The organism is Methylomonas sp. 2BW1-5-20, assembly GCF_052474515.1.
In genome coordinates this window covers 3,222,027-3,247,713 of the sequence record NZ_CP184127.1, presented here as the reverse complement: position 1 = coordinate 3,247,713, position 25,687 = coordinate 3,222,027, and the positions used below count along the sequence as shown (strand labels likewise).

The 25,687-nt window shown below is 52.6% G+C and carries 34 protein-coding genes; 18 read left to right on the top strand and 16 right to left on the bottom strand.

Annotated elements, in window-relative coordinates; all coding sequences use genetic code 11:
• Nucleotides 1–33 precede the first annotated feature (33 nt).
• The 5 genes from ACH50O_RS14950 to ACH50O_RS14930 form a co-directional block, all read right to left on the bottom strand.
• Complete coding sequence (locus tag ACH50O_RS14950; protein WP_165917754.1) at nt 34–195, bottom strand: hypothetical protein; 162 nt, start codon at nt 193–195, stop codon at nt 34–36.
• Between the two features lie 157 nt (nt 196–352).
• On the bottom strand, nt 353–913 hold the full coding sequence (locus ACH50O_RS14945; RefSeq protein WP_446808570.1) for an IMPACT family protein: 561 nt from the start codon (nt 911–913) through the stop codon (nt 353–355).
• Nucleotide 914: 1 nt separating this feature from the next.
• Nucleotides 915–1,658 carry an ABC transporter ATP-binding protein gene (locus ACH50O_RS14940; protein ID WP_446808569.1) on the bottom strand — a complete coding sequence of 248 codons (744 nt, stop codon included), beginning with the start codon at nt 1,656–1,658 and terminating at the stop codon, nt 915–917.
• A complete protein-coding gene (locus ACH50O_RS14935; RefSeq protein WP_446808568.1) occupies nt 1,655–2,416 on the bottom strand; it encodes an ABC transporter permease in 762 nt (253 codons plus the stop codon). Before ACH50O_RS14935 ends, ACH50O_RS14940 begins: the two co-directional genes overlap by 4 nt.
• Nucleotides 2,416–3,381 carry an ABC transporter substrate-binding protein gene (locus ACH50O_RS14930; protein ID WP_446808567.1) on the bottom strand — a complete coding sequence of 322 codons (966 nt, stop codon included), beginning with the start codon at nt 3,379–3,381 and terminating at the stop codon, nt 2,416–2,418. Before ACH50O_RS14930 ends, ACH50O_RS14935 begins: the two co-directional genes overlap by 1 nt.
• A gap of 207 nt (nt 3,382–3,588) precedes the next feature.
• On the opposite strand from ACH50O_RS14930, the gene ACH50O_RS14925 reads away from it, so the two are divergent.
• On the top strand, nt 3,589–4,734 hold the full coding sequence (locus tag ACH50O_RS14925) for a hypothetical protein (RefSeq protein WP_446808566.1): 1,146 nt from the start codon (nt 3,589–3,591) through the stop codon (nt 4,732–4,734).
• A gap of 37 nt (nt 4,735–4,771) precedes the next feature.
• Here ACH50O_RS14925 and ACH50O_RS14920 read toward each other — a convergent pair whose 3' ends face one another.
• The 8 genes from ACH50O_RS14920 to ACH50O_RS14885 form a co-directional block, all read right to left on the bottom strand.
• The gene (locus ACH50O_RS14920; RefSeq protein ID WP_446808565.1) at nt 4,772–8,071 is read right to left on the bottom strand and encodes an EAL domain-containing protein; all 3,300 of its coding nucleotides are present in this window, start codon (nt 8,069–8,071) and stop codon (nt 4,772–4,774) included.
• Between the two features lie 65 nt (nt 8,072–8,136).
• Nucleotides 8,137–8,601, bottom strand: coding sequence for a HugZ family pyridoxamine 5'-phosphate oxidase (locus tag ACH50O_RS14915; protein ID WP_446808564.1), 465 nt, complete (start codon nt 8,599–8,601; stop codon nt 8,137–8,139).
• Complete coding sequence (locus ACH50O_RS14910) at nt 8,598–9,176, bottom strand: DNA-3-methyladenine glycosylase I (protein ID WP_446808563.1); 579 nt, start codon at nt 9,174–9,176, stop codon at nt 8,598–8,600. The genes ACH50O_RS14915 and ACH50O_RS14910 overlap by 4 nt, the downstream gene beginning before the upstream one ends.
• On the bottom strand, nt 9,176–9,535 hold the full coding sequence (locus ACH50O_RS14905; RefSeq protein WP_020483531.1) for a YajD family HNH nuclease: 360 nt from the start codon (nt 9,533–9,535) through the stop codon (nt 9,176–9,178). The genes ACH50O_RS14910 and ACH50O_RS14905 overlap by 1 nt, the downstream gene beginning before the upstream one ends.
• A gap of 15 nt (nt 9,536–9,550) precedes the next feature.
• On the bottom strand, nt 9,551–10,555 hold the full coding sequence (gene moaA, locus ACH50O_RS14900) for a GTP 3',8-cyclase MoaA (RefSeq protein ID WP_446808562.1): 1,005 nt from the start codon (nt 10,553–10,555) through the stop codon (nt 9,551–9,553).
• 156 nt (nt 10,556–10,711) lie between these two features.
• Complete coding sequence (locus tag ACH50O_RS14895; RefSeq protein WP_446808561.1) at nt 10,712–11,158, bottom strand: arsenate reductase/protein-tyrosine-phosphatase family protein; 447 nt, start codon at nt 11,156–11,158, stop codon at nt 10,712–10,714.
• Nucleotides 11,159–11,225: 67 nt separating this feature from the next.
• The gene (locus ACH50O_RS14890) at nt 11,226–11,558 is read right to left on the bottom strand and encodes a lysozyme inhibitor LprI family protein (RefSeq protein WP_446808560.1); all 333 of its coding nucleotides are present in this window, start codon (nt 11,556–11,558) and stop codon (nt 11,226–11,228) included.
• Between the two features lie 77 nt (nt 11,559–11,635).
• On the bottom strand, nt 11,636–12,223 hold the full coding sequence (locus ACH50O_RS14885; RefSeq protein WP_446808559.1) for a hypothetical protein: 588 nt from the start codon (nt 12,221–12,223) through the stop codon (nt 11,636–11,638).
• A 175-nt stretch (nt 12,224–12,398) separates the two neighbouring features.
• Between ACH50O_RS14885 and ACH50O_RS14880 the strand changes: the two genes are divergently transcribed.
• Nucleotides 12,399–12,818, top strand: a complete 420-nt coding sequence (locus tag ACH50O_RS14880; protein ID WP_446808558.1) for a DUF1801 domain-containing protein — start codon at nt 12,399–12,401, stop codon at nt 12,816–12,818.
• Between the two features lie 14 nt (nt 12,819–12,832).
• On the opposite strand, the gene ACH50O_RS14875 is transcribed toward ACH50O_RS14880, so the two are convergent.
• Complete coding sequence (locus ACH50O_RS14875) at nt 12,833–13,855, bottom strand: hydrolase (RefSeq protein WP_446808557.1); 1,023 nt, start codon at nt 13,853–13,855, stop codon at nt 12,833–12,835.
• A gap of 198 nt (nt 13,856–14,053) precedes the next feature.
• Between ACH50O_RS14875 and ACH50O_RS14870 the strand changes: the two genes are divergently transcribed.
• Entirely contained in the window at nt 14,054–15,085 is a 1,032-nt protein-coding gene (locus tag ACH50O_RS14870) for a transglycosylase SLT domain-containing protein (protein WP_446808556.1), read from the top strand.
• Nucleotides 15,086–15,088: 3 nt separating this feature from the next.
• On the opposite strand, the gene ACH50O_RS14865 is transcribed toward ACH50O_RS14870, so the two are convergent.
• Nucleotides 15,089–15,325 carry a hypothetical protein gene (locus ACH50O_RS14865; RefSeq protein ID WP_446808555.1) on the bottom strand — a complete coding sequence of 79 codons (237 nt, stop codon included), beginning with the start codon at nt 15,323–15,325 and terminating at the stop codon, nt 15,089–15,091.
• A 70-nt stretch (nt 15,326–15,395) separates the two neighbouring features.
• On the opposite strand from ACH50O_RS14865, the gene nifV reads away from it, so the two are divergent.
• From nifV to ACH50O_RS14805, 12 genes are all read left to right on the top strand, one after another.
• The gene (gene nifV, locus ACH50O_RS14860; protein ID WP_446808554.1) at nt 15,396–16,520 is read left to right on the top strand and encodes a homocitrate synthase; all 1,125 of its coding nucleotides are present in this window, start codon (nt 15,396–15,398) and stop codon (nt 16,518–16,520) included.
• A gap of 11 nt (nt 16,521–16,531) precedes the next feature.
• Complete coding sequence (locus ACH50O_RS14855) at nt 16,532–16,699, top strand: hypothetical protein (protein WP_446808553.1); 168 nt, start codon at nt 16,532–16,534, stop codon at nt 16,697–16,699.
• Nucleotides 16,696–17,472: a serine O-acetyltransferase gene (gene cysE / locus ACH50O_RS14850; RefSeq protein ID WP_446808552.1), complete on the top strand. Its 777-nt coding sequence runs from the start codon at nt 16,696–16,698 to the stop codon at nt 17,470–17,472. Before ACH50O_RS14855 ends, cysE begins: the two co-directional genes overlap by 4 nt.
• A 5-nt stretch (nt 17,473–17,477) precedes the next feature.
• On the top strand, nt 17,478–18,011 hold the full coding sequence (locus ACH50O_RS14845; RefSeq protein ID WP_446808551.1) for a hypothetical protein: 534 nt from the start codon (nt 17,478–17,480) through the stop codon (nt 18,009–18,011).
• A 74-nt stretch (nt 18,012–18,085) separates the two neighbouring features.
• On the top strand, nt 18,086–18,208 hold the full coding sequence (locus ACH50O_RS14840; RefSeq protein WP_256438917.1) for a hypothetical protein: 123 nt from the start codon (nt 18,086–18,088) through the stop codon (nt 18,206–18,208).
• Between the two features lie 5 nt (nt 18,209–18,213).
• Entirely contained in the window at nt 18,214–18,528 is a 315-nt protein-coding gene (gene nifW, locus ACH50O_RS14835; protein ID WP_446808550.1) for a nitrogenase-stabilizing/protective protein NifW, read from the top strand.
• Complete coding sequence (locus ACH50O_RS14830) at nt 18,525–19,001, top strand: nitrogen fixation protein NifZ (RefSeq protein WP_446808549.1); 477 nt, start codon at nt 18,525–18,527, stop codon at nt 18,999–19,001. The genes nifW and ACH50O_RS14830 overlap by 4 nt, the downstream gene beginning before the upstream one ends.
• On the top strand, nt 19,001–19,855 hold the full coding sequence (nifM, locus tag ACH50O_RS14825; protein ID WP_446808548.1) for a nitrogen fixation protein NifM: 855 nt from the start codon (nt 19,001–19,003) through the stop codon (nt 19,853–19,855). Before ACH50O_RS14830 ends, nifM begins: the two co-directional genes overlap by 1 nt.
• A 1-nt stretch (nt 19,856) precedes the next feature.
• Nucleotides 19,857–21,158, top strand: a complete 1,302-nt coding sequence (gene clpX, locus ACH50O_RS14820) for an ATP-dependent Clp protease ATP-binding subunit ClpX (RefSeq protein ID WP_446808547.1) — start codon at nt 19,857–19,859, stop codon at nt 21,156–21,158.
• Between the two features lie 341 nt (nt 21,159–21,499).
• On the top strand, nt 21,500–22,117 hold the full coding sequence (grxD, locus tag ACH50O_RS14815; protein ID WP_446808546.1) for a Grx4 family monothiol glutaredoxin: 618 nt from the start codon (nt 21,500–21,502) through the stop codon (nt 22,115–22,117).
• A gap of 24 nt (nt 22,118–22,141) precedes the next feature.
• Nucleotides 22,142–22,672, top strand: a complete 531-nt coding sequence (locus ACH50O_RS14810) for a flavodoxin (RefSeq protein ID WP_446808545.1) — start codon at nt 22,142–22,144, stop codon at nt 22,670–22,672.
• Nucleotides 22,673–22,684: 12 nt separating this feature from the next.
• Nucleotides 22,685–23,125, top strand: a complete 441-nt coding sequence (locus ACH50O_RS14805) for a SoxR reducing system RseC family protein (RefSeq protein ID WP_446808544.1) — start codon at nt 22,685–22,687, stop codon at nt 23,123–23,125.
• A 4-nt stretch (nt 23,126–23,129) separates the two neighbouring features.
• On the opposite strand, the gene ACH50O_RS14800 is transcribed toward ACH50O_RS14805, so the two are convergent.
• Nucleotides 23,130–23,366 carry a hypothetical protein gene (locus ACH50O_RS14800; RefSeq protein ID WP_446808543.1) on the bottom strand — a complete coding sequence of 79 codons (237 nt, stop codon included), beginning with the start codon at nt 23,364–23,366 and terminating at the stop codon, nt 23,130–23,132.
• Between the two features lie 12 nt (nt 23,367–23,378).
• Between ACH50O_RS14800 and ACH50O_RS14795 the strand changes: the two genes are divergently transcribed.
• The 3 genes from ACH50O_RS14795 to modC all read left to right on the top strand — a co-directional run bounded on the left by ACH50O_RS14795 (nt 23,379) and on the right by modC (nt 25,685).
• Nucleotides 23,379–23,690, top strand: coding sequence for a hypothetical protein (locus ACH50O_RS14795; RefSeq protein WP_446808542.1), 312 nt, complete (start codon nt 23,379–23,381; stop codon nt 23,688–23,690).
• A 220-nt stretch (nt 23,691–23,910) separates the two neighbouring features.
• Nucleotides 23,911–24,597 (top strand): molybdate ABC transporter permease subunit, encoded by a 687-nt coding sequence (modB, locus tag ACH50O_RS14790; protein ID WP_446808541.1) that lies wholly within the window; start codon nt 23,911–23,913, stop codon nt 24,595–24,597.
• Nucleotides 24,594–25,685, top strand: coding sequence for a molybdenum ABC transporter ATP-binding protein (gene modC / locus ACH50O_RS14785; protein WP_446808540.1), 1,092 nt, complete (start codon nt 24,594–24,596; stop codon nt 25,683–25,685). Before modB ends, modC begins: the two co-directional genes overlap by 4 nt.
• The last annotated feature ends 2 nt before the right edge of the window (nt 25,686–25,687 follow it).

Below are 25,687 nucleotides of genomic sequence, written 5' to 3'. Positions count from 1 at the left end.
AACTGCTTAACAACGAGGGAGGTACAACAAAACTTAAGCGCGGAACGAGCCGGTAAAATCCAGATTACTGGAGATAGTAGCGGCGCCGAACAGCATGGTGGAGATGATGAACTCGCCAGACATGAAGCCAAACACGCCGGTGGTGAAAAACAGCCCGGTGAGTACGTCTCTATAAAGATTGTTCGATTTGTTCATTTTTGCTCCTAGACTGAATACAGTCGATACCAATGAAGACGACTTTACTATAAGCCTTATTTTTTTATTTACAATGCCGGCAATAGTGGATTGTTTGTTTCTTTTAGGGAAATAAAAGTGAAATAAAGCTGTCATCTTGGGCTGTTATAAGCCGTTTTTAATCCGGGAATGAGCTAAGTGCGGGCAGATTGCTCTTGGGGAGTTTGACGGTTAGCCGTACCGAATCGGAAAAATCCTGACCGATAATACTGCCGTCCAGTTTTTTCAGTTGGTATTCCAGCGCTTGCAGCCGGTGGTAATCCAGAATCAATGTCAGCTCGACAAATTCAATGTAATCGACGATGTCGGCGGCTTCTATAACTTGCTTGGCGACATTCCCGTAAGCGCGGGTCAAACCGCCCGCGCCCAGCTTCACTCCGCCGAAATAACGAATCACCGCCACGACCAGATTGATTAATTGCTTGCCTTCCAGATGCTGAAAGATCGGTTTGCCGGCGGTGCCGCTGGGTTCCCCGGCATCGTGAAAACGGCAAATCAAACCGTCCGGTGACTGGATGCGGTAAGCGTAAACGATATGGCTGGCATCCGGATAGCGTTGATGCAGTTCCTTCAATAATCGCAAAGCTTCGTGTTCGGTCTGGCAAGGGCTAATGATGCCGATGAAGCGGGACTTCTTGATGATTTCCTCAACTTCACAGGTCTTGACGACGACTCGCACCTTACAACAGGCCGGTAATTGCCGGATGCTGGCTCAGCAAATATTCCCGGAACGCCTCGATTTGCGCTTCTTCGTTACGCAGTTCGCGCGGAATGTTTACCGGAATATCGCTGATGATGCGCATCGGCGGTGGCGATAGGAAAATCAAGCGGTCTGCCAGCGCAATCGCTTCGCGCAGGTCGTGACTGACAAACAACACCGTATGAGGCCGCTGTCGCCACAGCGAATACAACAAATTTCTCACTTGCCTGGCGCTGGGCGCATCCAGCGAAACGAAAGGTTCGTCCATCAGCAAAATATCGGGGTTGATAGCAAAAGCGCGGATAATCGCCACCCGCCGCTGCATACCCAGCGACAAACGCTCCGGATAAACCTGCTGCACGTCGCTCAGTTGCATGTCTGCCAGTAATGAATCGATCAAGGCGGCAGGCGGCGTTTGCTCGAATACTACTTCGATATTTTGACGGACGGTATACCAGGGCAGTAGCCGCGGATTTTGAAATACATAGCCGATTTTGGCGGTCGCGGCTTGGCTGCCGATGCGGATCTGGCCTTGATAATGGCTATCCAGCCCGGCGATCATATTCAATAAGGTAGTTTTGCCGCAACCGGACGGGCCGAGCAGGCAGACGAATTCATTGCGTCCTACGCTGAGTTGCAAATTGGCAATCGCCTGGTGTTGGCGGTCGTCGATATGCTTGGAGCGATAAGTCTTATCCTGGATGCTGATGGTAATATCGTTCATCGCCGCCACCGCAAGGCTTTGCGGTCCAAGGGCCGCAGCAACAGCCACTCGATCAGTTGAATCACAGCGACGAAGGCAAAGGTATAAGCCAGCAGGCTGGCGACATCGAACAATTGAAAAAACAGATGCAATTGATAGCCCATGCCGTTGCTGCGGCCGAGCAGTTCCACCACCAAAATAATTTTCCAGATCAGCGCCAGGCCGGAGCGGGTGGCGGCCATTACGAACGGGTGTAACTGCGGCCAGATTACATGAACGAAGGTTTTTTTGCGGTCGAACCGGTAGCTTTCCGCCATTTCCAGCAGATCTTTGTCCAGCGTTCGCGTTCCCTCGCGAATGGTGACAATCACATTCGGCAGCTTATTGATTACCACCGCCAAAATTGCTGCGGATTCAGCGAGTCCGAACCAGACATAGCAAAGGATGATAGTCACCAGCGCCGGGATATTCAGAAAGATCACCAGCCAGTTATCGAAAAAAGCATCCAGGGTTTTATTTTTACCCAGCGCAACACCTATCGCGCAGCCCAATACCATCGCAATCGAAAAACTGACAAGCAGGCGCAGCAGCGTGATGCCCAAATGATACGGTAGTTCGCCGGACTGGGTCGCTTGCCAAAATACCTCGGCGACCCGGACCGGATAGGGCAGGGTGTGGCTGTTGATCAAGCTGGCCGCCAGCTGCCAGATGCCCAGCAGCACTAACAGCGATAGCAGCGTGACGGCAGCGTGGTTAAGTTTAAAAGTGTCCGTCAACATCAATCGGTCGACCAGAAAGTCCCCGCTTGCAGTTGTGGCGATTGGCCGGTTAGCTTGTTGTTACTAAGTTGATGCAGCAGGGTATAAATTTTTGCAGCTGCGTTTTGTTGGCTGGTACCCCATTGCTCGACCCGGCCCTGGCAATAACGCAACCTGAGTTTTTGCTGTTCGCTGGCAGTTGCGGCGTCGGTGAGCGGCAAAATTTTCTGCCATTCGGCATCGGAACTGCACAAGGCATCGTGAGCTTGTTTGCTTAAGCTCAGAAATTCTTTGAAGGCGGCTTTATGTTGATCCGCCCATTCTTGTTTGAATACGTAGCCGATACTGGGCACCGTTTCGCTGATGCCGAGTTGGCGAATGATGTCCTCGCCGGTCAATAAAGTCCGGTAGCCTTGCGCTTCCAGATGCGCGGCGAATTGCCAGAAAGTCAGTAGGGCATCGACGCGTTTTTCTTGCAGTTGCTGGCTCAATAGCGGTGGCGCGCCGTAGATTTTTTCCACGCCAGCGTTTAGATCCAGTTGTTGTTGCTGGCCGAGCGCCTGCAATAGCAACCAGTTTTTATCCAACTCGCCGCCGGCTATACCCAGCTTTTTGCCCTTTAAGTCAGCCAACGATTTGATCGGGCTATCGGCCGGCACCAAAAGTACGCCCGAGGTGTCGGAAAATGGATAAAAACTTAAATTTGTGCCCGCGCTACGCATGCTGGACGTCCAGATCCAGTCGGAAACGATGATGTCCACCGAGCCGGCCTGCAGGGCTACCTTGCCGGCCTGCTGATTGGTAACGGCGATGTTTTCCACGGTGAATCCCGCTTTATCCATTAGGCCCAGGTTACGCATCGCCGCCAGTTCCCAGTTTAATGTGCCGGCAGCCATGGCTCCTAAACGGATCGCGGGTTTTTCGTTGGCTTGAGCCGTGGGTATCAGAAAGCCGGCAATGGCAAACAGGCAAATTTTAATATTCATCTTGAAAGTCCCTAATCCTATCGTTGAGGCGGCAATTTTAACGCAGCCCGTGGTATTAAGAGAATGTTTGTCGGGTATTGCATAGCGATTTCGCTAAGCCAGTCTAGAGTGCATCTTCGGCGGAAATAGTGCCGTTCCCGAATCAGGAGTAGAATCGATTACGGCAAGGGGGATGCCGATCATTTCAGGTTACGCCCGGGAGGCACTATGAAAATGTCTAAAATCTTTCTTGTTATCAGCTTGTTAACTACAACGGCGCTCGTATTTTCCTGGCAAGATCTGCGGGATGTCTATTGGACGAGTCTTTCGGATTATTTCAACGCCTTGCCTTCGCCGACCGCCGGCATAAACACTCCCGAACCCAAGACCACGGATGTTAAGGCTTACAACGCATTCCCGCGGGATGCGGCAGCTGTCATTACACCGGGGATGCCGCCCGCCGGCAATTCCTTACTGGGCCGTAATTACTTGTGGAACGGTATGTACAGCCCGCGTTGGCAGCAAACTAGCGGTAAGGCTTTGCGGACTATGTTGGCGGCCGGCCGTTCCGCGGATGCGCGACGAGCCTTTCTGGCGATTAAAGTCGGTACCGATGCGATTGCCGCCGACGGCAAAGTGCCTTTTTTATTGCCAAGCAGTCTGCAAGGCTATGCCGTGACGCCTAGTATGGTCGCGCAGGCGGCGAGTTTTTTTCTGGGGGAGTCGTGTTTAGCCATCAAGGCGTTCTCGCAATACCCAGCCAGCTTCAATACATTGGTGGCCTCCGCAGCGGAATTGGCGCAAGTCCGCGAGGCCTTGGCGCGCGGTTTGGACTGGCTGTTGACCCAAGACAGTATTTTGTTTACCGCCGATGCCATTTCGGCGAACAGATTATTGTTCGACGCGGTTACTTACCAAGCTTGTGGTTCGTTATTGGACAATTTGCCGGCTATAGATTTGGTGGATAGTTATTTGGCCAAAGTCATCACGATATTTGATAGCAGAGGCTATTTTATCGAAAGATCAGGCTGGGATACGCACTATCAGGCCGTTGCAATTAATCAGGGTAACGATTTGTTATTGGCCGGCTACAACGGTACTTATGCCGATAATTTAAAAGACGATTTGGCCTTGGCGGCAGCCTGGTTGCTGGCGCGCGTCGATGCCAACGGGGTGGTGCATTCAGCAGGGAATACCCGAATTTGTTGGAGTGGGGAGACAATATTGGGCGGAGAGAAAATGCTGGATCCTCGGGAAACCTGGCGCGCACTGCTTTACAGCGGCTTACGCTTAAACGATGCGGCGTTACAAAACGCCGCCGCCCGAGTGGCTATTTGGTTTAGATCTAAACCCGCCACGACTTGTGTGCAATGAGGCCTTGCCGAGAGTATATAAAAAAAAGTTTCGCCGGCTATTCGGTCAATATGGCGTCGGGCGTCGAGCCGAATGCAGCGGCCGGCATGGGTCGGCCGGTGAAATAGCCTTGATAGGACAGGCAGCCTTTATCGCGTAAAAAATTCATTTGCTCTTGGGTTTCAACACCTTCGGCAATGACATGCAGGCCCAGGTTTTTAGCCATATTAATAATGGTTTCCACAATCACCGCGTCGTTAGGGTCGCTGGCTATATCTCTAACGAAGCTTTGATCGATTTTAAGCTGGCTGATAGGCAGTTTTTTCAGATAAGACAAGCTGGAATAGCCGATTCCGAAATCGTCGATGGAGGTTTTCACGCCCAAGGCCTGCAAGTCGTGCATTTTTTCCACGGTATCGTCGATGTCGCTGATGACGCAGCCTTCGGTTAGCTCAATCACCAGACGTTCGGCGGGGAGTTCGGCGTCCAGTAAAATACGCTTAACTTGATCGACGAAATCGGCTTGGCGAAATTGCCGGGAACTAACGTTGACAGCCACATGATGAATAGCTTGGTTTTGCGCGTCCCAGACTTTGATTTGCCGACAAGCCTCGCGCATTACCCAATCGCCTATCGGTAAAATCAACTGGGTATCTTCGGCGATTGGAATAAACTCGGCCGGCGACACCATCCCTTTCTCGGGATGCTGCCAGCGGATCAGCGCTTCGGCGCTGACTATTTGGCCATGGTGATCGACTTGGGCCTGATAGTGCAGCAAAAACTGCCGTTCTTTGATGGCTTGGCGGATTTCCTTCTCCAGCGTTAAACGCCGGTCGGCGGTTTCCTGCATCGATGGCCGGTAAAAACTGATGCCGTTGCGGCCGCTTTCCTTGGCTCGATACATGGCTGTATCCGCTTGCTGAATTACCGCTTCGGGATGCTCGGCGGCTTCAGGGAATAAGGTCACGCCGATACTGGTCGAGAAATGGTGTTCGCTGCCCTGTACTGTGAAGGGCTGATTGATAGTGTGCAGGATTTTTTCCGCCAGCATTGCCGCGTGGCTGGTGGCTTGCGGCAGCTGCGCATAGCGACCCGGCACCATCACGATAAATTCGTCGCCGCCCAGCCGGCAGGCCGTATCTTCGTCCCGAATAATGGATTTAAGCCGTTGGGCAACCTGAATCAGCAATTCGTCGCCGACTTGATGACCCCGCGAGTCGTTTAAGGTTTTGAAGTGGTCCAGATCCAGAAAAAACAGCGAACCGTAAAAGCTTTGGCGCTTAGCGGCGGCGATTTCCTGTTTCAGACGGTCCAGTAGCAAGCGTCGGTTGGGTAAACCGGTCAGCGGATCGTAAAATGCCAGTTCATGGATCTCCCGTTGGGCGGCTTTTTGTTCGCTGATGTCCGAAAAAATAGCCACATAATTCAATAAATTATCGTTCTCGTCTCTGACGCCGGTGACCGTTAGCCATTCAGGAAACACATCGCCGCTTTTGCGCCGGTTCCAGATCTCGCCTTGCCACTGGTTGTTTTTGACTAAGGCCTGGGTCAGGTTTTGGATAAAATCGGGTTTTTGGTGGGTGGGCGAGAGGAAATCCGGATGACGGCCTATCACTTCCTCCGCGCTATAGCCGGTAATTTTGTTGAAGGCATTGTTCACGCGCAAGATCAGGCCATTTGCGTCGGTAACGATAATGGCCTCGTGCGATTGAAAGGTGGTCGCGGCAATGCGTAACTCGTTTTCCTGTTGCTTGCGGCGTTCGATTTCGGTATTCAGCGCTTGATTGCTGCGCAGCAAGTCCCGGGTTTTTAAGGCGACCAAGTCTTCGATACGCGCGGTACGGCCGCTCATCAGCATCAATCCGAAACTGGTTAAACCGCATAATAGAAAGCTGCCGGTTAGCAACCACCAAATCGTCCAGGAATGTTGTTCGGTGTAAAAGGCCGGCAAGGGCCGATATTCAAGTATCCAGGCTCGGTCGGCTATGGTTAGCGTTTGTTGTTTGGCGGGCACGGAAAAGTTGGAGTTGTATGCCAAGCTGTCCGTGTTGCTGTCATAGAGTAGTTGCTGTTGGTCGTAAACGGCTAAGGACAATTGTTTGCTTTGCACCCGGGTGAAGATTTCGTCGATTTCGTTGCGTATTACAAACGTGTTGCTCACCAAGCCTTCGAAAAATTGTTGGCGCTGGGCGCTGTTGTTCAGGGGTTTACCTTTGGCGTACACCGGCGAATAAATGACCAAGCCGGATGGTTTGTTTCCGGTAGCGGGGTTGAAGGCGAGAACGGTTTCGCCGGAGGCTACTGCCTTATTGATGGTGGTAATTAACTGCGGATTGCTGGCTATATCGAAGCCGATGTTTTGTTCGTTGCCGAACGTATATGCAATAGGTAAATAAATGTTCCGTTTTCTGGCCGCTATCAGCTGTTGGTTGGCGTCGTGTTCGCTAATGGTGGTTTCGAATTGACTCTCAAACTCGGCGCGTTCTTCGCCGTTAATCTTGGGTATCCACTCCAAGGCTTCTAATTCGGGGTGTTTAACGAAAATGGTGTGAGCGAAGGATCTGAATTCGTTGCGATTGACCGATTCGGAACTATCGAATAAGGCTTTTAACAGCTGATTGTTCAATATGTTTTCGTTGAAATGCCCCTGTAGACTGATATGTGTGAGATTGACCTGATTTTCGAATAGCTCGACGATACGTTCGTTTTCCAGGCGGCGGCTGTAGACGAAGGCTGTAATCACCAGCAATAGCGATATGGACAGGGGATACGCCACGAATTTCTGCCGTTGTCGCCAAATATGGCGGGGGGCGCCGACGAACAGCAACAGCAGCGGAGCGAAGATGACCGAACCTATCGCATCGCCTATCCACCAGGTACACCAGTTTAAGCCGATTTCCGAGAAGCTTATAACGCCTAAAAAATACAACAAACTTGCGCCGATGCTGGCGGAGACCACGCAACTGGCTATCGCCAGGAAAAAAAAACAGACGATATGCCTATCTTCCATCAGCGGATTGTGTTTGCCTATCCAACGGTTGATCAGCGCGGCACCTAGCCAGGATTGAATGCAGGCGCCAATGCTGGTAGCTGTACCTAGCCAAATCGGCATTAACCCGTCGTCGATAGCGGCCGTATCCCAAAATGCGTATATTTGCGTGCCGAGCGTGCCGAATGCGAGTCCCGGCAATATTCTCGGTCCGTAACTTAACATGCCGGCCAAGGCAATGCCTGCCGAGGGCCATATCGGGCTGGCGTGGCTGGGTGGCATGGTCAGCATGTGACCCAAATAGCCGCCGATAAAATAGGCCAGCGCGAATCCGCTATTGACCAGGAGTAATCTTATGGGTGCTGACATGGTTGAACAGGCGAAATCCCGGCATGGTCGAGGGCGGTTAAAAATTAGTTTTATCGGCTAGCCGTTCACAGATTGCTATTGTCGATATTAATGCTAAATGCTTTGCCAAATCCCGCGACATAGTGGCCGCGTGTCGGCGTCAATGCCATTAGGTGAAAATCGGCTAGAGAACGCAAAATACCGACTGTTTCACCAAACCGGTTTTGCAGCATGTCTAACAACTGTCCGTATTCCACCTGTTGTTTTTCAATTTCTGTCACGCGGCAATCGAAGGTTACGCGTTGCCGGGCAAACGGATTAAGCGTAGCGGCTTCCGGTTCGATAAACATGATGGAAGCCCGGCCTTGGTGCAGCATATTGCCGGTGTGCCTGGCCAACCGGCTGACATAGATGTAATAAGTGTTCTCGTATGCTAAAAAAGGTGCGTAACTGACTTCCGCTGTACCATCCTCGGTACAGGTCGCAATCGTCAGGCTTTGGCTGTCGGCGATTAAAGTCCGGTAATCGGCGGTGTGCGGTTCGGAACTCATGGCGTTTTGCCGGCTGTTAATTGCGAATAGCGGAAACAATCGACGGTGTGATCGTTGACCATGCCTACCGCTTGCATATAAGCATAGCAGATGGTTTTACCGACAAATTTAAAGCCGCGTTTTTGCAGGGCCTTGCTCATCCGTTCCGACTCCGGCGTATAAGCCGGTAATTGGCTATGCTGTAACCAATGATTTTGGCGCGGCTCGCTGTCGACAAAGCTCCAGATGTAAGAGTCAAAACCGCCGAATTCCTGTTGTACTTTTAAAAATGCCTGGGCGTTGGCGACGGCGGACTGGATTTTTAAGCGATTTCTGACAATGCCGGGATTTTGCAGCAGCGACGCTAGTTTTTTGTGATCGTAACCGGCGACTTTAACCGGATCGAAATGATCGAAAGCGGCACGGTATGCCTCGCGTTTATCCAGAATAGTTCGCCAGCTCAGACCGGCCTGCGCGCCTTCCAGCACCAGAAACTCGAACAACTTTTGCTCGTCGTGCAGCGGCACGCCCCATTCGTTATCGTGATAATGCTCTTCGTTGGCGCTACCCAGCGCCCACACGCATTTGCTGGGCATCAGTCTTTTTTCATTAGGTTTTTCAGATCGGCAAACGGGTTGAAGGTCGCTACCGGCGCCTTGCCGTCCGATGTGGCTTTGCCGCCGTAACGCACGTGCTCTTCGTAGCGTTGATGTTCATTATCGTGGCAGTACAGGCACAACAACTCCCAGTTACTGCCGTCGGGTGGATTGTGGTCGTGATCGTGATTGACGTGGTGTACAGTCAGTTCGCGCAGATTTTTATGATCGAACTCCCGTGAACAGCGCCCGCAAATCCAGGGATACAGCTTTAAGGCTTGCTCGCGGTAGCCTTTTTCCCGCTCTTCCTTGTAGCGCCGGGCTTCGGCGACGATGTGGTAGGCTTTGTTATCCGACATGAGATCCTCCGTTGTTCAGCCGCCGGTAGCGTTCATGTGCCGCAAAATCACCGGCTGTTCGTGAATGTTAAATTCGTGTTTTTCGGGTTTGCTTTGCATGGCTTCGACAATGGCTTGTTTCAGCATGGCTTTGTCGCTGGGATGTGATCTGACTACCTGCTTCAGATCGACCGAATGTTCGTTGCCCAAACACAGCAGCAGACGACCCTCGGCGGTCAGCCGCACCCGGTTGCAGGTACCGCAGAAATTGGCGCTGTGCGGCGAGATAAAGCCGACCTTGCTATCGCTGCCCTCTACCCGGTAATAAGCCGAAGGTCCGCCGGTCGAGTCGGCGACGGACGTTAACGTAAAGCGCTGTTGTAAATCCTGCCTAATCAATTCGCTGGGATAAAAAGCGTCGCCGCGATGATGGTTGTCTACCGCACCCAGCGGCATCTCCTCGATAAAACTGATGTCGATGCCATGCTCGACGGCAAATTGCACCAAATCGCAGACTTCTTGGTGATTACGGTTTTTCAGAATCACCGCGTTGAGTTTGATGCGTTGGAAGCCGACCGTTCGCGCTTTGTCGATGCCTTTCAGCACCTGGTGCAAATCGCCGGTACGAGTCAGTTCCTTGAATTTGGCCGGGTCCAAGGTATCAAGGCTGATGTTGATGCGTCTCACGCCGGCTGCTTTTAAGTCGTCTGCCATTTCGGCCAGATGCGAACCGTTGCTGGTCAATACCAGTTCGTTCAAGCCTGGCACGCGTCCCAGGTCTTGCATCAAACCTAATGCGCCTTTGCGCACCAGCGGTTCGCCGCCGGTAATTCTGATTTTGCCGACACCCAACTCGACGAAGGTTTCGCAGATAAAGCGGATTTCCTCCAGGCTGAGAATCTGGCTGCGGGGCAGAAATGTCATGTCTTCGGCCATGCAGTAGACGCAGCGAAAATCGCAGCGGTCGGTAATCGATACTCGCAGGTAGTTGACCACTCTGCCGAAGCGGTCTATCAGTTGCAACGGTTTGCTAGGCGCCATTACATTCAAACAGTAAAAATAAAAGAGGAAAATAGTAACACAGCGCCGCGCTGTGTTATCGCCGTTTGCTAAAAGAGTAGGATTATACTGACAAGTTCCTGTAACGGTGTTCGCGTGGCGGGCTGGAGAAGTAAGCCCGGTCGGATTTTTATTAGGCTAACCGTCACTCAGGCGCTGCAGCAAAGCCAATACCGCCGCTTCTATCTGCGGCAAGGCCTCATTTGGGTGAGCATCTTCTATATCGTCAACCTGCCAGTATTCCACGCGCTCCACCCAGTCCGGGAAGCGGCTATGCAGCAAGGGTCTATGTTCGGTTTGCTTCAAGGCAACGATATGCCGGGCTGTGGCCAAGTCCTGTTCGGTCAGTGCAAGCGGCGCGCGAATGGGTTCGATGGGAATCTCCCGTAAGGCTAGGCCATGCCGGGTATGCGGCGAAAGCGGCCCGGCATCGTCCTTCAGCAACTCGATAGCCAATCCGCGCGAAAACGCCCGCCACGGCAACGCGTAATCCGGCGCGTGATGGTTGAACAAATACTCGGCAAACCGGCTGCGGTAGTAGTTGCCGGTGCAGAGGAATAGGACTTGGGAGTGCGGCGTTGTCATAAAAATACTCTTGTATGTGACTTAAGGCATTTATGGATGTTACTGCTCGATAGATTTTAAGTGTTTGTTAGGGTAAAAAGTCTTCCAGCATTTTGATCCGTTTTTCCGTCAAATAGGTTTTCCAACTGGTGGCGCTGACTGCGGGGTATTTTATGCTGCCAAACTTTACCCAGGCATCGCGGTATTTCAGCCATTCGCGCTGGGTTTTCATAATGCCGTTGTTGGTGATCGTTCCCCATGAAGCATCTTTGGTCTCGGTTTGAATTCTTTTATAAATCGCATTCAATTTGGTGTCGGCATTGGAAAATTGTTGGGATGTGAAGCTTGGAACCTGACCATTCTCAAAATTTTCCAGAGACCCGATAAAGTCGTTTTCCAGGTCAATGGATTCACCGAGCAAATATGCTGTGTGGGCACTTCCACTTGCATCGATTTCGTTATCAACTCGCGTACTGAAAAACTTATTGGCTGATTGCCTCAGGCTATCAAATGCTTTTTTTGGTTTAGATTCCAAGACGCCAGCAATTTAGCTAGCCTCGCTGCTCTAATAGGTTCCTCGATGCTGTCATTGTGGATTGAACAGAATCCCATCATCATGCTGCTGGTAATGTCATCACATAGGTCTATATCCTTTGCCTCCGCCCCCTGTTGTTTCATTTGTAGAAGGTGTTCAAGTCGGCCTTCGATCTCAGCGGGCGCGCCTTCGATCCCACAAGCCATTTTAATGGCAAGATCGTAATTACGGGTGACGCCTTTGCCGTTGGCGTAGATCATCATCAGTGTCGCCGGGCCTTGGAACGGGTCCTCGGGGCCACGCCGCATTTCTTCATAAGCGCATGCACGGGCTTTTTGCCAATCCGCAGTTTGGCCTATCCCGTAGTAAAGCTCTTCGGAATTGCAGCCGGCGAGCGACTGAATAATTTTGGCGTCGGGTCTGTCTTGGGCTGGAAATTCAATAGCTTTTACCCGCGCACAAATTTGTTCCGGAGAAATCCGCGGCTCGGCGAAAGTTATTGGCGATACTTGGATTAGCAGCACAGACAGTAATAATTTTATCGGTTTCATGGCGTTACCAAGGATGTGGATGAAAAAAGGGGGCAATACATTAACCGGTAAACCGGCTTCGCTGTCAGGCACCCGGCTAAGAGGTCATTATTGCAGAGCTTTTATTTTTAGCTTAGGTTGACTGCATTGATATGGCGCTAATTTAATACAACAATTCCGAGATTCTTTGTCCTCTATGAAGCCTTTTCTAAAGCCGACCGTCAAGGCTGTGTTCGACGAGTATCCTCTGGAAATTCGCCGGAAAATGCTGGTGTTGCGCCAAGCGATCTTTGCGGTAGCGTTTAGCGAGGGTGTTGGGGAGCTTGAGGAAACATTAAAGTGGGGTGAGCCTGCTTATGTTACCGCCGAAACCGGATGTGGCAGTACGATCAGAATGGCGTGGAAGAAAGACAAGCCGACCCAATATGCAATGTACTTTATCTGCACAACGAATTTGGTTGAGACGTTTCAGACGCTTTTTCCGCACCAGTTTACGTACGAAGGCAATCGAGCGATTGTTTTTCAAGAAACCGAAGATGTCGATATGGATAGCCTATCACTTTGTATCGCCGCAGCCTTGACCTACCATCGGTTTAAGAAAAGCAGGCAGGCATAAGTAAGGAGTTGGCTTCAGGCTTTTCTCTCAATGGTATTTTGCCCGGCGGTCGCGGATGGCAGATGTCGTCGCAAAAACTCACTAATCCGCTCCTCCACCCAATACTCCGGCCTAAACAATGATCCACCCACAAACCCCACATGCCCGCCACCGGCGCAAACTTCCAGTTGCACTTGATCGGATAGTTCGGCATTGGTTGGCAATACCCGCTCAGTCATGAATGGATCGTCCTTGGCTTGCAAGACCAATGTTGGAACGCGGATATGTTTCAGAAATTGCCGGGAACTGCTGCGCCGGTAATAGTCGTGGGCATCCTTAAAGCCGTGCAAGCCGGCGACGACTTTGTCGTCGTATTGCCAGAAGGATTTAATGCCGGATAGATCGCCTAGTTTTAAAATCCGCTCCGCTTGTTCGTGCTGGCCGATATTTTGCAAATGTCGGAGTTTGATACGCATGTACTGTTTCAGCTCGCGCAGTAAATAGTCGCGATAGAGTTTCGAGAAACCGCGATCCAGTTTGTCGGCGCATTCGTTTAACAGCAGCGGCACCGATACCGCAACCGCCGCCGTTAATTCAATTTTATCGCCTTGCTCGCCCAGCCATTTTAACAACACGTTGCCGCCCAGCGAAAAACCTATCGCGGCCATCGTTCGATCCGGAAAACGCTGGCGTAAGGTTTTATATAAAAAGTCGATGTCCTCGGTTTCGCCGGAGTGATAACAGCGTGCCATCCGGTTCATCTCGCCGCTGCACCCGCGAAAATTCAGCGCCACGCTGGCGAAGCCGGCGGCCAGTAAACTGTGCTGCAAACCCTGGATATAAAGGGAGCGGCTGCTGCCGGCCAGGCCGTGCAGCAGAATCACCAACGGCCGGCTGTCATTGTCGATCCAATCGATGTCCAGAAAGTCGCCGTCCGACGTTTCCAGTCGCTCGCGGCGGATGCCGGCAGGCGGCGATATGCGCCGCAAAAAGGCCGGATAGATAGTCTGCAAATGCGGACTGTTCAGCCACCAGGCCGGGCGGAAGGCGTTGTGCATGGTTATGGACCTGCTTTATAGTAGTTATTGGACGTAATTGGTAACAGGAATATACCGCCTGTGTCGCCAAACGCCAGCGCTAGTCTTTACGGCCGGATTTTCGCCGCCGCCAATCTCGGTTTTTTCGGATTAATGCCACATGCTTTGTTACTTTCGATGACTCGGCCTATCACTCTAACCAAATCTCGGCCAAGGTCGGTGCAACCTGTTCGCGCCAAAGCCGGAAAAAGTCGAAAGTCACCCGCTAAGCCGCGTCGTAAAACCAAGCAGCGCTTGCCCAACTGGTGGCTGATTGCCTTGGAGGGGCTGGCGTTGGTGATCACTGCGGTTTTGGCGACCATGTTTCTGCTGGGTTATTCGGCTAGTTGGCTGTCCGGTCCCGGATTTTTTACCAGTTTGCTGCCGTTTGCATTGGGCGTGCTAGTGTTGATGTTGGCGGTGGCGGCCTTATTGATCGGCTGGTCGCGGGTGCGCGGCTGCTTGCATAGTCGAGTGGAGTATTTGCCGGCAACCTTGGCCGTCAGTCTGGCGGTTTCGACCTGCTGGTTCGTAATGCATGACGGTTATACCTCGGTGTTTACCCATTTTCGTACCTTGGTCGGCGGCAAGCAGGAAGCCGAAAAAGTCACCCTGGCCCATCAAGTTTATGCTGCGTATCGCCGCCATGGCATCGGCGGTCTGCAAAAAATGATGGTGCGCGCCGATGCCTTCAATCCGGCAATCGAGTCGGCGGCCAAGGCGTTTGACGTCGATGTCAATTTGCTGCAGGGCATCGCCGCTACCGAATCCTCGTTTATGCCGCGCGACAGCTTCGATGGCGGCAAAGGCTTGTTTCAAATCACCGCCGTGCCCAAGGCTATTACCCGCGAGGCTGCCGACGAGCTGGATGTAGAGGAACTGCAAGTCAACGATCCGAAACACAACGCCTATGTCGCCGCCGCCACCTTTAAACACTACCTGGAACAAATGAACGGTGATTTATTTTTAGGCTTGCTGGCCTACAACATCGGGCCGCGCAACGGCGGTTTGCGTTTCATCATGCAGCAATACGGCGCCACCGACTTCGCGATGATGCAGCCCTACCTACAAACCTTGCCGCGCGACTACCCGATTCGGGTGTTGTCGTATGCCTTGGCCTTCAAGCTTTATCAGCATGATGGCAAATTGCCGGCGTATGAAGAGGGCGATAATGCGATGCGGATTCAGCAGATAGGTATTCCGGGCTTATAAGGTTTAATCGATTCGCCGGTCGCCGAGCGGGATGAATTGGCTGTCGTCAAGGTCTGACGATTTACCCGCTGCGACCGTTTTTCTTTCCGACAAATCGGCCGATTTTGCCGGGTGTTCTTCAATTGTCGTATTCGCGACAATTTCGTCTTTATCTTCCGGCGTTGTCTTGTCGGTATTCTGCCAATACCCCTGCCAAGACCGCAAATCTCCAACGTTTTCCAGTTGGCAAGTCTTTTGCATTATTCCATTCGAAAGGCGTGATTTACGCTCCGCTTAGAAAATACTTAACTTTGCGACTCAAGGTCTAACCATGAAAAGCAACTCCCGCAGCATCGTGATAGACGACACCACACTCCGCGACGGCGAACAATCGGCTGGCGTAGTGTTTTCGTTGGATGAAAAGTTGGCGATTGCTTCACAGCTGGCGGCGCTGGGAGTGCCCGAGCTGGAAATTGGCATACCGGCCATGGGTTCACAGGAGCGGGAGGAGATCAAAGCCATTGTCGCCTTAAGCCTGCCCAGCAATTTATTGGTGTGGTCCCGGATGCGGGACGAGGATTTGCAGCACTGCCTGAATTTAGGTGTCTGCACGGTGGATTTATCCATTTCGGCATCCGATCAACATATCCAACACAAACTCAAACAAAGCCGGTCATGGGTGCTTGGCACCATCGAGCGTTGCGTGAAGACGGCGGTCGACGCCGGCATGCGGGTTTGTGTCGGTGCCGAGGACGCTTCTCGCGCTGACGGTGATTTTCTGGCTTCAATGGCCGAGGCCGCGCAAGCTGCCGGCGCCTGCCGGATTCGCTTCGCCGATACGGTCGGCATCATGGAGCCGTTCGGTGTATTCGAAGCGATTCGCAAGTTGCGGGCGGTCACCGACATGGATATCGAAATGCACGCCCACGACGATCTCGGTTTGGCAACCGCCAATACTTTGGCTGCCGCATATGCTGGCGCTACCCATGTCAATACGACCGTTAACGGACTGGGCGAGCGGGCGGGCAACGCGGCGCTGGAAGAAGTGGTCGTCGGTTTGAAACAACTGTACGGCTTCGAAACCGGCGTGGATTTGCGCAATTTCCCAATGCTGTCGCATCAAGTAGCCACGGCTTCCGGCGACACGATAGGCAGCCGAAAAAGCCTGATCGGCCGCGATGTGTTCAGCCACGAAGCCGGCATCCATGTCGACGGTTTGCTGAAAGACCCCAACAATTATCAAGGCGTCGATCCTGCGCTGGTTGGCCGTAGCCACCAATTGGTGCTTGGCAAGCATTCCGGCAGTCAGGGCGTGATGCACGCCTACAAGCAACTGGGCATCCAAATTAACCGCTGGCAGGCCGGCCGCCTGCTGCCGCTGATTCGCGAGTTTGTCAGTCTTAACAAACGCGCACCGCAATCGACCGAGTTAAATCATTTTTTACATAGCCTATAGCGAGGTGTCCGATGAGTAGCAATCGTCAAAAACCAGCCGTGCCCAGCACTGCCAAAGTAGACGTACCACAGCACAATCCGGCTCAAAACGAGTTGCAGGATGATCGTTATCCCGGCACTTTCTTCCGGGTACCTGGCGTACCGATGCCCGGTAAAACCACCTGGAGCTTGGCAAAATGATGTTCTTCTCGCCGTCGCGTCCAAGCGTTGCGTTTGGACTCTGGCAAGACTGGCGCGACGATGTGGCCTGCGTGTTTGCCCGAGATCCGGCGGCACGCGGTTTGCCGGAAGTATTACTGGCTTATCCGGGGGTGCATGCGGTGTTGCTGCATCGGGTAACCAATCGCTTGTGGCATGCGGATTGGAAATTGACGGCGCGTTTATTGGCGGCTTTCGCCCGCTGGCTGACAAACGTCGATATTCATCCGGGCGCGACGATAGGCAAACGCTTTTTTATCGATCACGGCGCCGGCGTGGTGATCGGCGAAACCGCCGAAATCGGTAACGATGTGACCATGTATCACGGAGTTACCTTGGGCGGCACTACCTGGAACAAGGAAAAACGCCATCCCACATTGGGTAACAACGTGTTAATCGGTGCCGGTGCCAAGATTCTCGGCGCGATCACGCTGGGCGACAACGTCCGTGTCGGTGCGAATTCGGTAGTGATCAAAGACGTGCCGCCTTGCTGTACCGTCATCGGTATTCCCGGCCGGATCATTCAGCAAAAAGGCTTGAAGATTCAAGATCCGCGCGGTATCGATCTGGACCACCATCTGGTGCCGGACCCGGTCGGCAAAGCGCTGAGTTGTTTAGTTGACCGCCTGGATGAGCTGGAAAGCAACCAAAAACGCTTCGTGGTGGCGGAAGAAACCTGCGGCAGTTGCGAGGCGGAAGGTGTCTGTCACGGCGACGATGTGGTGATATTGAAACAAGCGGCGGGCGGTAAGTGATGGAAATGGATTTACTGCAGTTCGACGCCAAGGATCTGTATTACGAGAAAGCCGACAGCCAGGAAGTGGAGGACTTGATCCAATACGCCTCCGAGCTTTACGCCAGCGGCGAAGCGGAGTTACCGCTGTTACAAGCTTATTTGCGCGCACCGGAATCCTTGAATGTGCTGGTGTCGCTAAATCGGTTTTATTACTACCAGCATCGCCTGGCGGACGCTTTATTGATTTCCGAACGGGCGTTGACCCTGATCCGCCCCGGCATCGATTTTCCGGAAGATTGGCGGGAGCTGGAAAGAGAGCACATCAGCGAGGCGCCGAAAGACTTGCTGACCCGGATCAGGCTGTATTTGTTTACCTTGAAGTCGATCGGTTTTTTGAACATGCGCTTGGAAAACCTGGAATTGAGCAAGGCGATTTTCGAAAAGTTGGTGTCATTGGACGACAAAGACCGGATTGGCGCGCGAGGCTTGTTGGAGTTGGTCGTGCGTCGGCAGGAAGCGGCCGAGGGAATTTTCCGCATGCCGCAATCTTTCGGGTAGGCATCGCCCATGAATCAGATGCAAACGTTAAGTGATGTTTGTTGTTCCGCGCTATTAACCTAAAGGTGATCGCCATGATGAAGAAACAAAAATCCGATCCATTTTTGGCCCAAACAGCTGTGATGCTGGTGGTTTTATTAGTGGTGTACGCATTGGGAGAACAACCTGCCAATCTTGATCACCTGATGATGAGGTAATAGCGATGAGTTTAGAAGAAGATATGGAAGAGTTGGAATCGGCGGAGGACTTTCTGCTCTATTTCCAGCTGGAATTCGATACCACCGTCGTGCACGTCAACCGATTGCATATCCTCCAGCGCTTCCATAATTATTTGGATCAAGCCGGCGAGAACATGCCGGAAGACGAAGATGCGCAGCGCGAGGTCTACAAGAAATTGTTGCAACGCGCCTACAACGACTTCGTGGACTCCGACGCACAGACCGAAAAAGTATTTAAGGTCTTCAAAATGATGGAACCGCAAACCGTGTTTGTTTCACTGGGCGACATTAAAACATGATAGACGAACGTTACGACGAAGAGCGCTTCGAATTCGGCGAGCGGGTCAGGCTGACGCGTAACGTTCGCAACGATGGCACTTACCCGGGTATGGATGTCGGCGACTTTTTGCTGCGCAGGGGTAGTGTCGGCAACGTCATCGAAGTGGGTACTTTTTTACAGGATCAAGTGATCTATACCGTGCATTTTCTGGATGCCGGCAGGATGGTTGGATGCCGCGCGGAAGAACTGATTCCGGCTGACGCCCCTTGGAATCCAAGTCGATTCGAATTTCGCGATCAAGTGGTTTGCACCATCGACATTCCGACCCAAGAGGGTAGCTTTCCTGCCGGTACTCAAGGCGAAATCCTGAAAGTATTGCGCGATAGCGATCCTTTGCTATACCACGTACGTTTTCCAGGTAAAACCATGCAGGTGCCGGAGAGCGTGCTGGAGCCGGCGGACCCGGCCACTTTTAAAGAACCGGAGGCATAATGATGAGCCAGACTTCGATAGAGCCTTACACCCTGCTGCGGGCGGCCTTGAGCCTATTCCAAAAGGCACCGGCCGAGTTGGAGCAACTGCAATTGCGTCAGGTGGAAGTGCAAGCCAAAAACGAATACGAAATCGAAGGCCGGGTATTGAATTCCGCCGAAGCCACCGGTGTGGTGATTTCCGATACCGAGCTGGATCGGGCTTATAAAGAAGTACGCGGACGCTTCGAAGACGAAGATGCATTTTTAGCGGCATTGACCGCGAACAGTTTAGACATCGATATGTTAAAAGCGGCCTTGTACCGGCAGTGTAAAGTCGATGCGGTTATGGATAGGGTGGCGGCGCGCGCGCCTAAAGTCAACGAAGTGGAAATCGGTATTTTCTATCACTCGCACCCGGAAAAATTTCATAAACCGGAGCAACGGCAGGCCAGACATATTTTGATCAGTATCAATCCGGATTATCCTGACAATACCCGCGAAGCGGCCTGGCGGCGCATCAACGAAATTCTTGGTACATTGAAGCGCAAGCCTTACAAATTTGCCGAGCTGGCGCTGAAATATTCCGAATGCCCTACAGCAGTACAGGGCGGGGAAGTGGGTGCTGTCGTCAAAGGGACCTTGTTTCCTGAACTGGATGCGGTTTTGTTCGGTTTGAAAGAAGATGCGATCAGTGAGGTCGTGGAAACCGAAATGGGCTTTCATGTGATTCAGTGCTTGAAAATCATTCATGCCGAAACGATGTCCTTGAAAAAAGCTACACCGAAGATCCAGCAGATCATGCAGGATCGTTACCGCAGAAATTGTCAGCGCACGTGGCTGGCCAGTCTGCCCGCAGTCAACAGGAGTGCCTAACATGGTAAAAGAACCCAAACATTGTTCGTTTTGCGGTATCGAAGCGTCGGCGTCGGTGCCGATGATCGCTGGCACCGAAGGCTATATTTGCGAAGCCTGCGTCATGCTGGCCAGTCAGGTGGTTTCCAGCTGGGGTAAGAAAAAGGAATTGGCTGATATGCAAGGTCCGCTGCCCAAGCCAGCCGAAATGAAGGCTTTGCTCGATCAGTATGTGATCGGCCAGGACCTGGCCAAAGAAATCCTATCGGTGGCGGTCTATAACCACTACAAACGCCTGAAGCATGTCGGCAATAAAACCGGCGGCCTGGGCGATGCCGACCAAAGCGTGGAGATCGGCAAATCCAATATCTTGATGATAGGGCCGTCCGGCACAGGTAAAACTCTGTTGGCCAGCACCTTGGCGAAGATTGTCGGCGTGCCGTTTGCGGTAGCCGATGCCACCACGCTGACGCAGGCCGGTTATGTCGGCGACGATGTGGAAAATATTCTGGTGCGCTTGCTGGACGTGGCCGACGGTCAGATCAGCAAGGCCGAATGGGGTATGGTCTATATCGATGAAGTGGATAAGATCGCCCGCAGTCCGGAACAGGCATTCGGTACTCGCGACGTGTCCGGAGAAGGTGTGCAACAGGCATTGCTACGGTTGGTGGAGGGTTCGCATGTCAAGGTTCCTTCCAAGGGTAGGCGCAAGGATCACAGCGGCAACGATTCGGTGATGGTGGATACCAGCAATATTTTGTTCATAGCCGGCGGCGCGTTTCCGGGCCTGGAAAAACATGTGGAAAAACGTTTGTTGCCGCCGAAAACCGCCATCGGTTTTCATGCCGAAGTCAGCAATCCCGATGACAAACCGAGTTTGGAAGCGATGTTGAACGCCACCCAGCCGGACGATTTGAAACGTTTCGGTTTGATTCCCGAGTTTATCGGCCGCTTCCCGGTACTGGCGCCGTTGGAACCGCTGGATGTAGACGCCTTGATCCAGGTACTGACCGAACCGAAAAATGCCCTGGTCAAGCAATATCAGCAACTGTTTGCTTTCGATGACGTCGAACTGGAGTTCACTCAGGATGCGTTGGTGGAAATAGCCGAGAAAGCCATTGCCCGCAACACTGGTGCTCGCGGTCTGCGTGGCATCATGGAGCACGTATTGCGCCGCACTATGTTCGATTTGCCTTCGCGGCCCGATGTCGAGCGCTGCATCGTCAACGCCGACGTGATACGTGGCGAGGGGGAGATTGAAGTCATGCCGCGGGAGAAGGCCGGCGAGGCGGAAGATTTACAGCGCTTATCCGGCGGCGAGTGATTTCCTGTTTTTCGACACTTTCGGTTGGTGTCGCTCGGGCGACGGATGATTTTTAAGTCGGTTCTCGCACCGACAGGAAGATACTTTTGCTACGAAAACCATCCATGGTTTTCGCCCTCACGGGCCAGCCTTTTGGCTGTTCAAATTCGTTCCAAACGAATTTGTGCTCCGCCAAAAGAAAGTATCCGAGGAAAAGGCGGCCCGTATGCCGCTTTGACCCTGTGCTCCGTAGCGGCATACGGGAGCTAGTCTGCGTAGGATGGGCTGAACAGTGTGGAGCCCATCGGTCGGGCGGTGGGCGTTTTGTATTTCAGAATTTAATTTACTTGAGAAAACCAGCTATGAGCGTTAAAGAAAAAATACTGCAACAAATCGCCGAAAACCCGGTGCTGATTTACATGAAGGGTGTGCCTAGCGCCCCGGAGTGCGGGTTTTCCGCGAAGACAGTCGGTATCTTGAACGAAACCAAGATTCCCTACGCTTATGTCAATGTCCTGCAATCGCCGTTTATCCGCGAAAAATTGCCGTCGATTTCCAAATGGCCGACGTTTCCGCAAGTGTTCATTAAAGGCGAACTGATCGGTGGTGCCGATATCGTCGAGGCGATGTATAAGGACGGCAGCCTGTTACCGCTGTTGCAAGCCACGGTTCAACCCGCCGAAGGCGTGGATGCCAGTCAGACCATCACCCATTCCGAAGTTGAATCCTTGATTTTGGCCGACTATCCGGGAGCGACCATCGGTATCGAAGGCGCGGGTTGCGATTTAAACATCACGGTGGTCAGCGAGTTGTTCGCCGATCAGACCATGATTAAACAACATCAGGGTGTGATGTCGACTTTAAGCGAGCCGCTGGCTTCCGGCCGCTTGCATGCCGTCACGCTGAAAACTTTTACCCCAGAAGCCTGGGCGGCGCAGCAAGCGCCAGCCAATCCGGGCCTGTTACAAATTCAAATCTAATTAAGCTAACAAGGAGACATCATCATGGCAAAAGTAGGCATTTTTTTTGGTACCGATACCGGCAACACCCGCAAAGTGGCGAAGGCAATCGCCACGAAGTTGGGCGATGCAGCCGACAAACCGGTGAATATTAATAAAGCGTCCGTAGACGATTTGCTGGCTTACGACGTATTGATCGTAGGTTCGCCCACTTACGGCGAAGGCGAACTGCCGGGCATGAGCGCGGGACACGATAACGAAAGTTGGGAAGAGTTCCTGCCGACTTTGGCCGGCGCGGATTTTACCGGTAAAACCGTGGCGCTCTATGGTTTGGGCGATCAGGAAGGTTATCCCGGCCATTTTGTCGATGCCTTGGGCTTTTTGTACGACGCTTTCGCCGATGCCGGCGCAACCATCGTCGGTATGACCAGCAGTGCCGGCTATACCTTCAAAAAATCCAAAGCTTTGTTGGGCGATCAGTTCGTCGGTTTGGCATTGGACGAAGACAACCAGAAGGAACTGAGCGAAGGCCGTCTCAGCGATTGGTTGGCTTCGATCTCCTCTGCCTGGGCTTGATAGCCTAGCCCCATGATCGAAGAAGCGGCCGTCGTTACTCGCGTCAGCGACGGCCGAACCTGGATCCAAAGTCTACAGAGCAATGCCTGCAGCGGCTGTTTGCAACAGCAATCCTGCGGTACCGCGACCTTGGCAAAAGTGCTGCCCAAACGCGAGTTTCCGGTCGATTGCGAGCTGAATCTGCAAGCCGGCGACCACGTGCTGGTGGCGATAGACGACGGTCAATTGCTGCTCACCTCTCTGTTACTCTATCTTTTGCCACTAATTTTTATGATAGCCGGCGTCGGCTTGGCCGAGGCCTGGCTGCCGGTACTGTTTAATACCGACTACTTGCCGGAAGTCGCGTTGGTATCGTTGCTGACCGGATTTTGGTTAATTAACCGCTGTCAGAATTTGTTATTGCTCCATCTCTGTTTCAAACCGCAGATCGTCAAGAAGCTCGGTGCGGATTGATTTTTCATGTGTGGTTAGAGCGACAGTTTTGGGTTGATGTTGGGCGGTTGTTGTAATCCTGCGCCGGAATACGACAGCCAAAGTGTGACGCATCCCGGAAAGTCTCGGCGGATTGCGCCTTGCGGCGAGTTTTTTCCGTGGCATTGATATTGCTGTTAATAAATTGAAAACCACTGCGATTTTCAAGAGGGCGATAGGCAAGGGCCAGCGCCTGTCGCCGTTTTTTTTTTGGCGATGTCATTGAGGTAATGAGATGAGTGAAGTTCTGTTGGTAGGTTTAATTATGTTGATAGTCGCCGCTTGCGCCTTTGCACCTTTGGGTTGCGCGATTGCGGCATATTCCAAGCCGGGTAAATCCAGCCACGATAAGGCAACGGTGCCGGTAGATACCATTACGGCAATTTTGCCGGAGGATTCCATCCTTAAGCGGCATTTTTTGACTCAGCTGCAAAGCGAGATTGAAGCAACCTTGTTTCCGCGGCCAACCGATTCGATGCTGCAGCGCCACTACGATTCGATGGTGGCGGCCAAGGTAGAGACTCGGTTGCAGTTTATCAGGAAATAAGATTCTATCCGGGTGGGGACAGTTAGGAATGATTTGGTGCAAGCCTAAGTAGGTAAATGCAGATTAGTTCCTAACTTCCTCGCCAATTCAACGAGGCCATTGCGTTTTTTCTATACGCCTACGCGTATTTTTCTGGCATTCCTTATGGCTGTTTAGCGAGAATAGGCGACAAATATGCCGCATCGTTTGCGATGTTCCCGTGATTTTACCAAGGCTTTGCATGCTGAACGCTGCCGATCTCGACACCTTGTTTTTGACCTTTCGCGTGGCCAGTCTGGCTACCTTGCTGTTGCTGTTGTTGGGCACGCCGCTGGCTTGGATGCTGGCGCGCAGCCGCTCGCGTTGGAAAGGTGTGATCAATAGCGTGGTGGCTTTGCCTTTGGTGTTGCCGCCGACGGTATTGGGTTTTTATTTATTGGTGTTGATGGGGCCGGCCGGGGTGGTGGGGAAATTTACCCTGTGGTTGGGTATCGGCACCTTGCCGTTCAGCTTTGGCGGTTTGGTGGTGGCTTCGGTGTTGTATTCGCTGCCGTTTGTGGTGCAGCCTTTGCAGAATGCCTTTATAGCGATGGGCGATGCGCCCTTGGAAGCTGCCGCGACCTTGGGTGCCGGGCCGCTGGATAGATTTTTCAGTGTGGCCCTGCCTTTGGCCAAGCCTGGGTTTTTAACTGCCGGGGTGCTGGGTTTCACCCACACTGTTGGTGAATTCGGTGTGGTGTTGATGGTCGGCGGTAATATTCCCGACAAAACCCGCGTGGTGTCCGTGCAAATCTATAACCATGTCGAAGCCCTGGAATACGGCCAAGCGCATTGGCTGGCCGGCGGATTGTTGATTTTCTCCTTCCTGGTGTTACTGCTGCTATACAACAGCCAGCAAACGCAAACGCTGACGCAATCCCTGAAATGAGCATGTCCCAAGTTCAAAGCATCCGGGCCTGCTTTCGCTTGGCTTACGATCAATTCGATTTGCATGTCGATTTAAATCTCCCTGCCAATGGGGTGACGGTGTTATTCGGCCATTCCGGTTCCGGTAAGACCACTTTGTTGCGTTGTATCGCCGGTTTGGAACGGGCGTCGCAAGGTTATTTGAAAATCGGCGAAACGCTTTGGCAAGACAGCGAAAACGATTTTTTCCTGCCTACTCACCGGCGTAACTTGGCTTATGTGTTTCAAGAAGCCAATCTGTTTCCGCATCTGTCGGTACGTGGCAATCTGGATTACGCAGTGCGGCGCTTGCGTGCCAAGGACCGGGCGTTTTCCTTAGAGCAGGCGATCGAATTGCTGGCGATAGGGCCGTTGCTGGAGCGTTTGCCGGCCCGGCTCTCCGGCGGCGAGCGGCAGCGGGTAGCCATTGCCAGGGCTTTGGCGGCCAGCCCGGACGTGTTGTTGATGGACGAACCGCTGGCTTCGCTGGACGATCAGCGCAAACAGGACATTCTGCCTTACCTGACCGGCTTACATCGGAATTTACAGATACCGATTTTATACGTCACCCATTCCTTGCAAGAACTTAATCAACTGGCGGATTACTTACTGGTGATGGCTGGCGGTAAGGCCGTGGCCTGCGGGCCGCTGGCGGAGACGCTGACCCGGCTGGACGGGCCCATGGCCTTGGACCGGCAGGCGGCTGTTGTTTGGCGGGGCAGGCTGGATAGTCACGAGGCCGAATATCATCTGAGTCACGCCGAATTTGCTGGTGGCAGCCTGAGTTTGCCGTATCTGGAATTACCTATCGGCAGTCCTGTCAGAATCAGGGTTTATGCTCGCGATGTCAGTATTACCTTGCAGCCGCCGGAAGCCTCCAGCATTCTGAATATCCTGCCGGCGCGAGTATTGGCGTTGAGCGAGATAGGACAAGGCCAAACTGTCGTGCAATTGGCGGTGGGCGAGGAAATATTGCTGGCGCATATCACCCAAAAATCGGCGATGCTATTGAGTTTAGAGTCCGGCATGACCGTTTATGCCCAAATCAAAGGTACCTCAATAGTCGGCTAAAC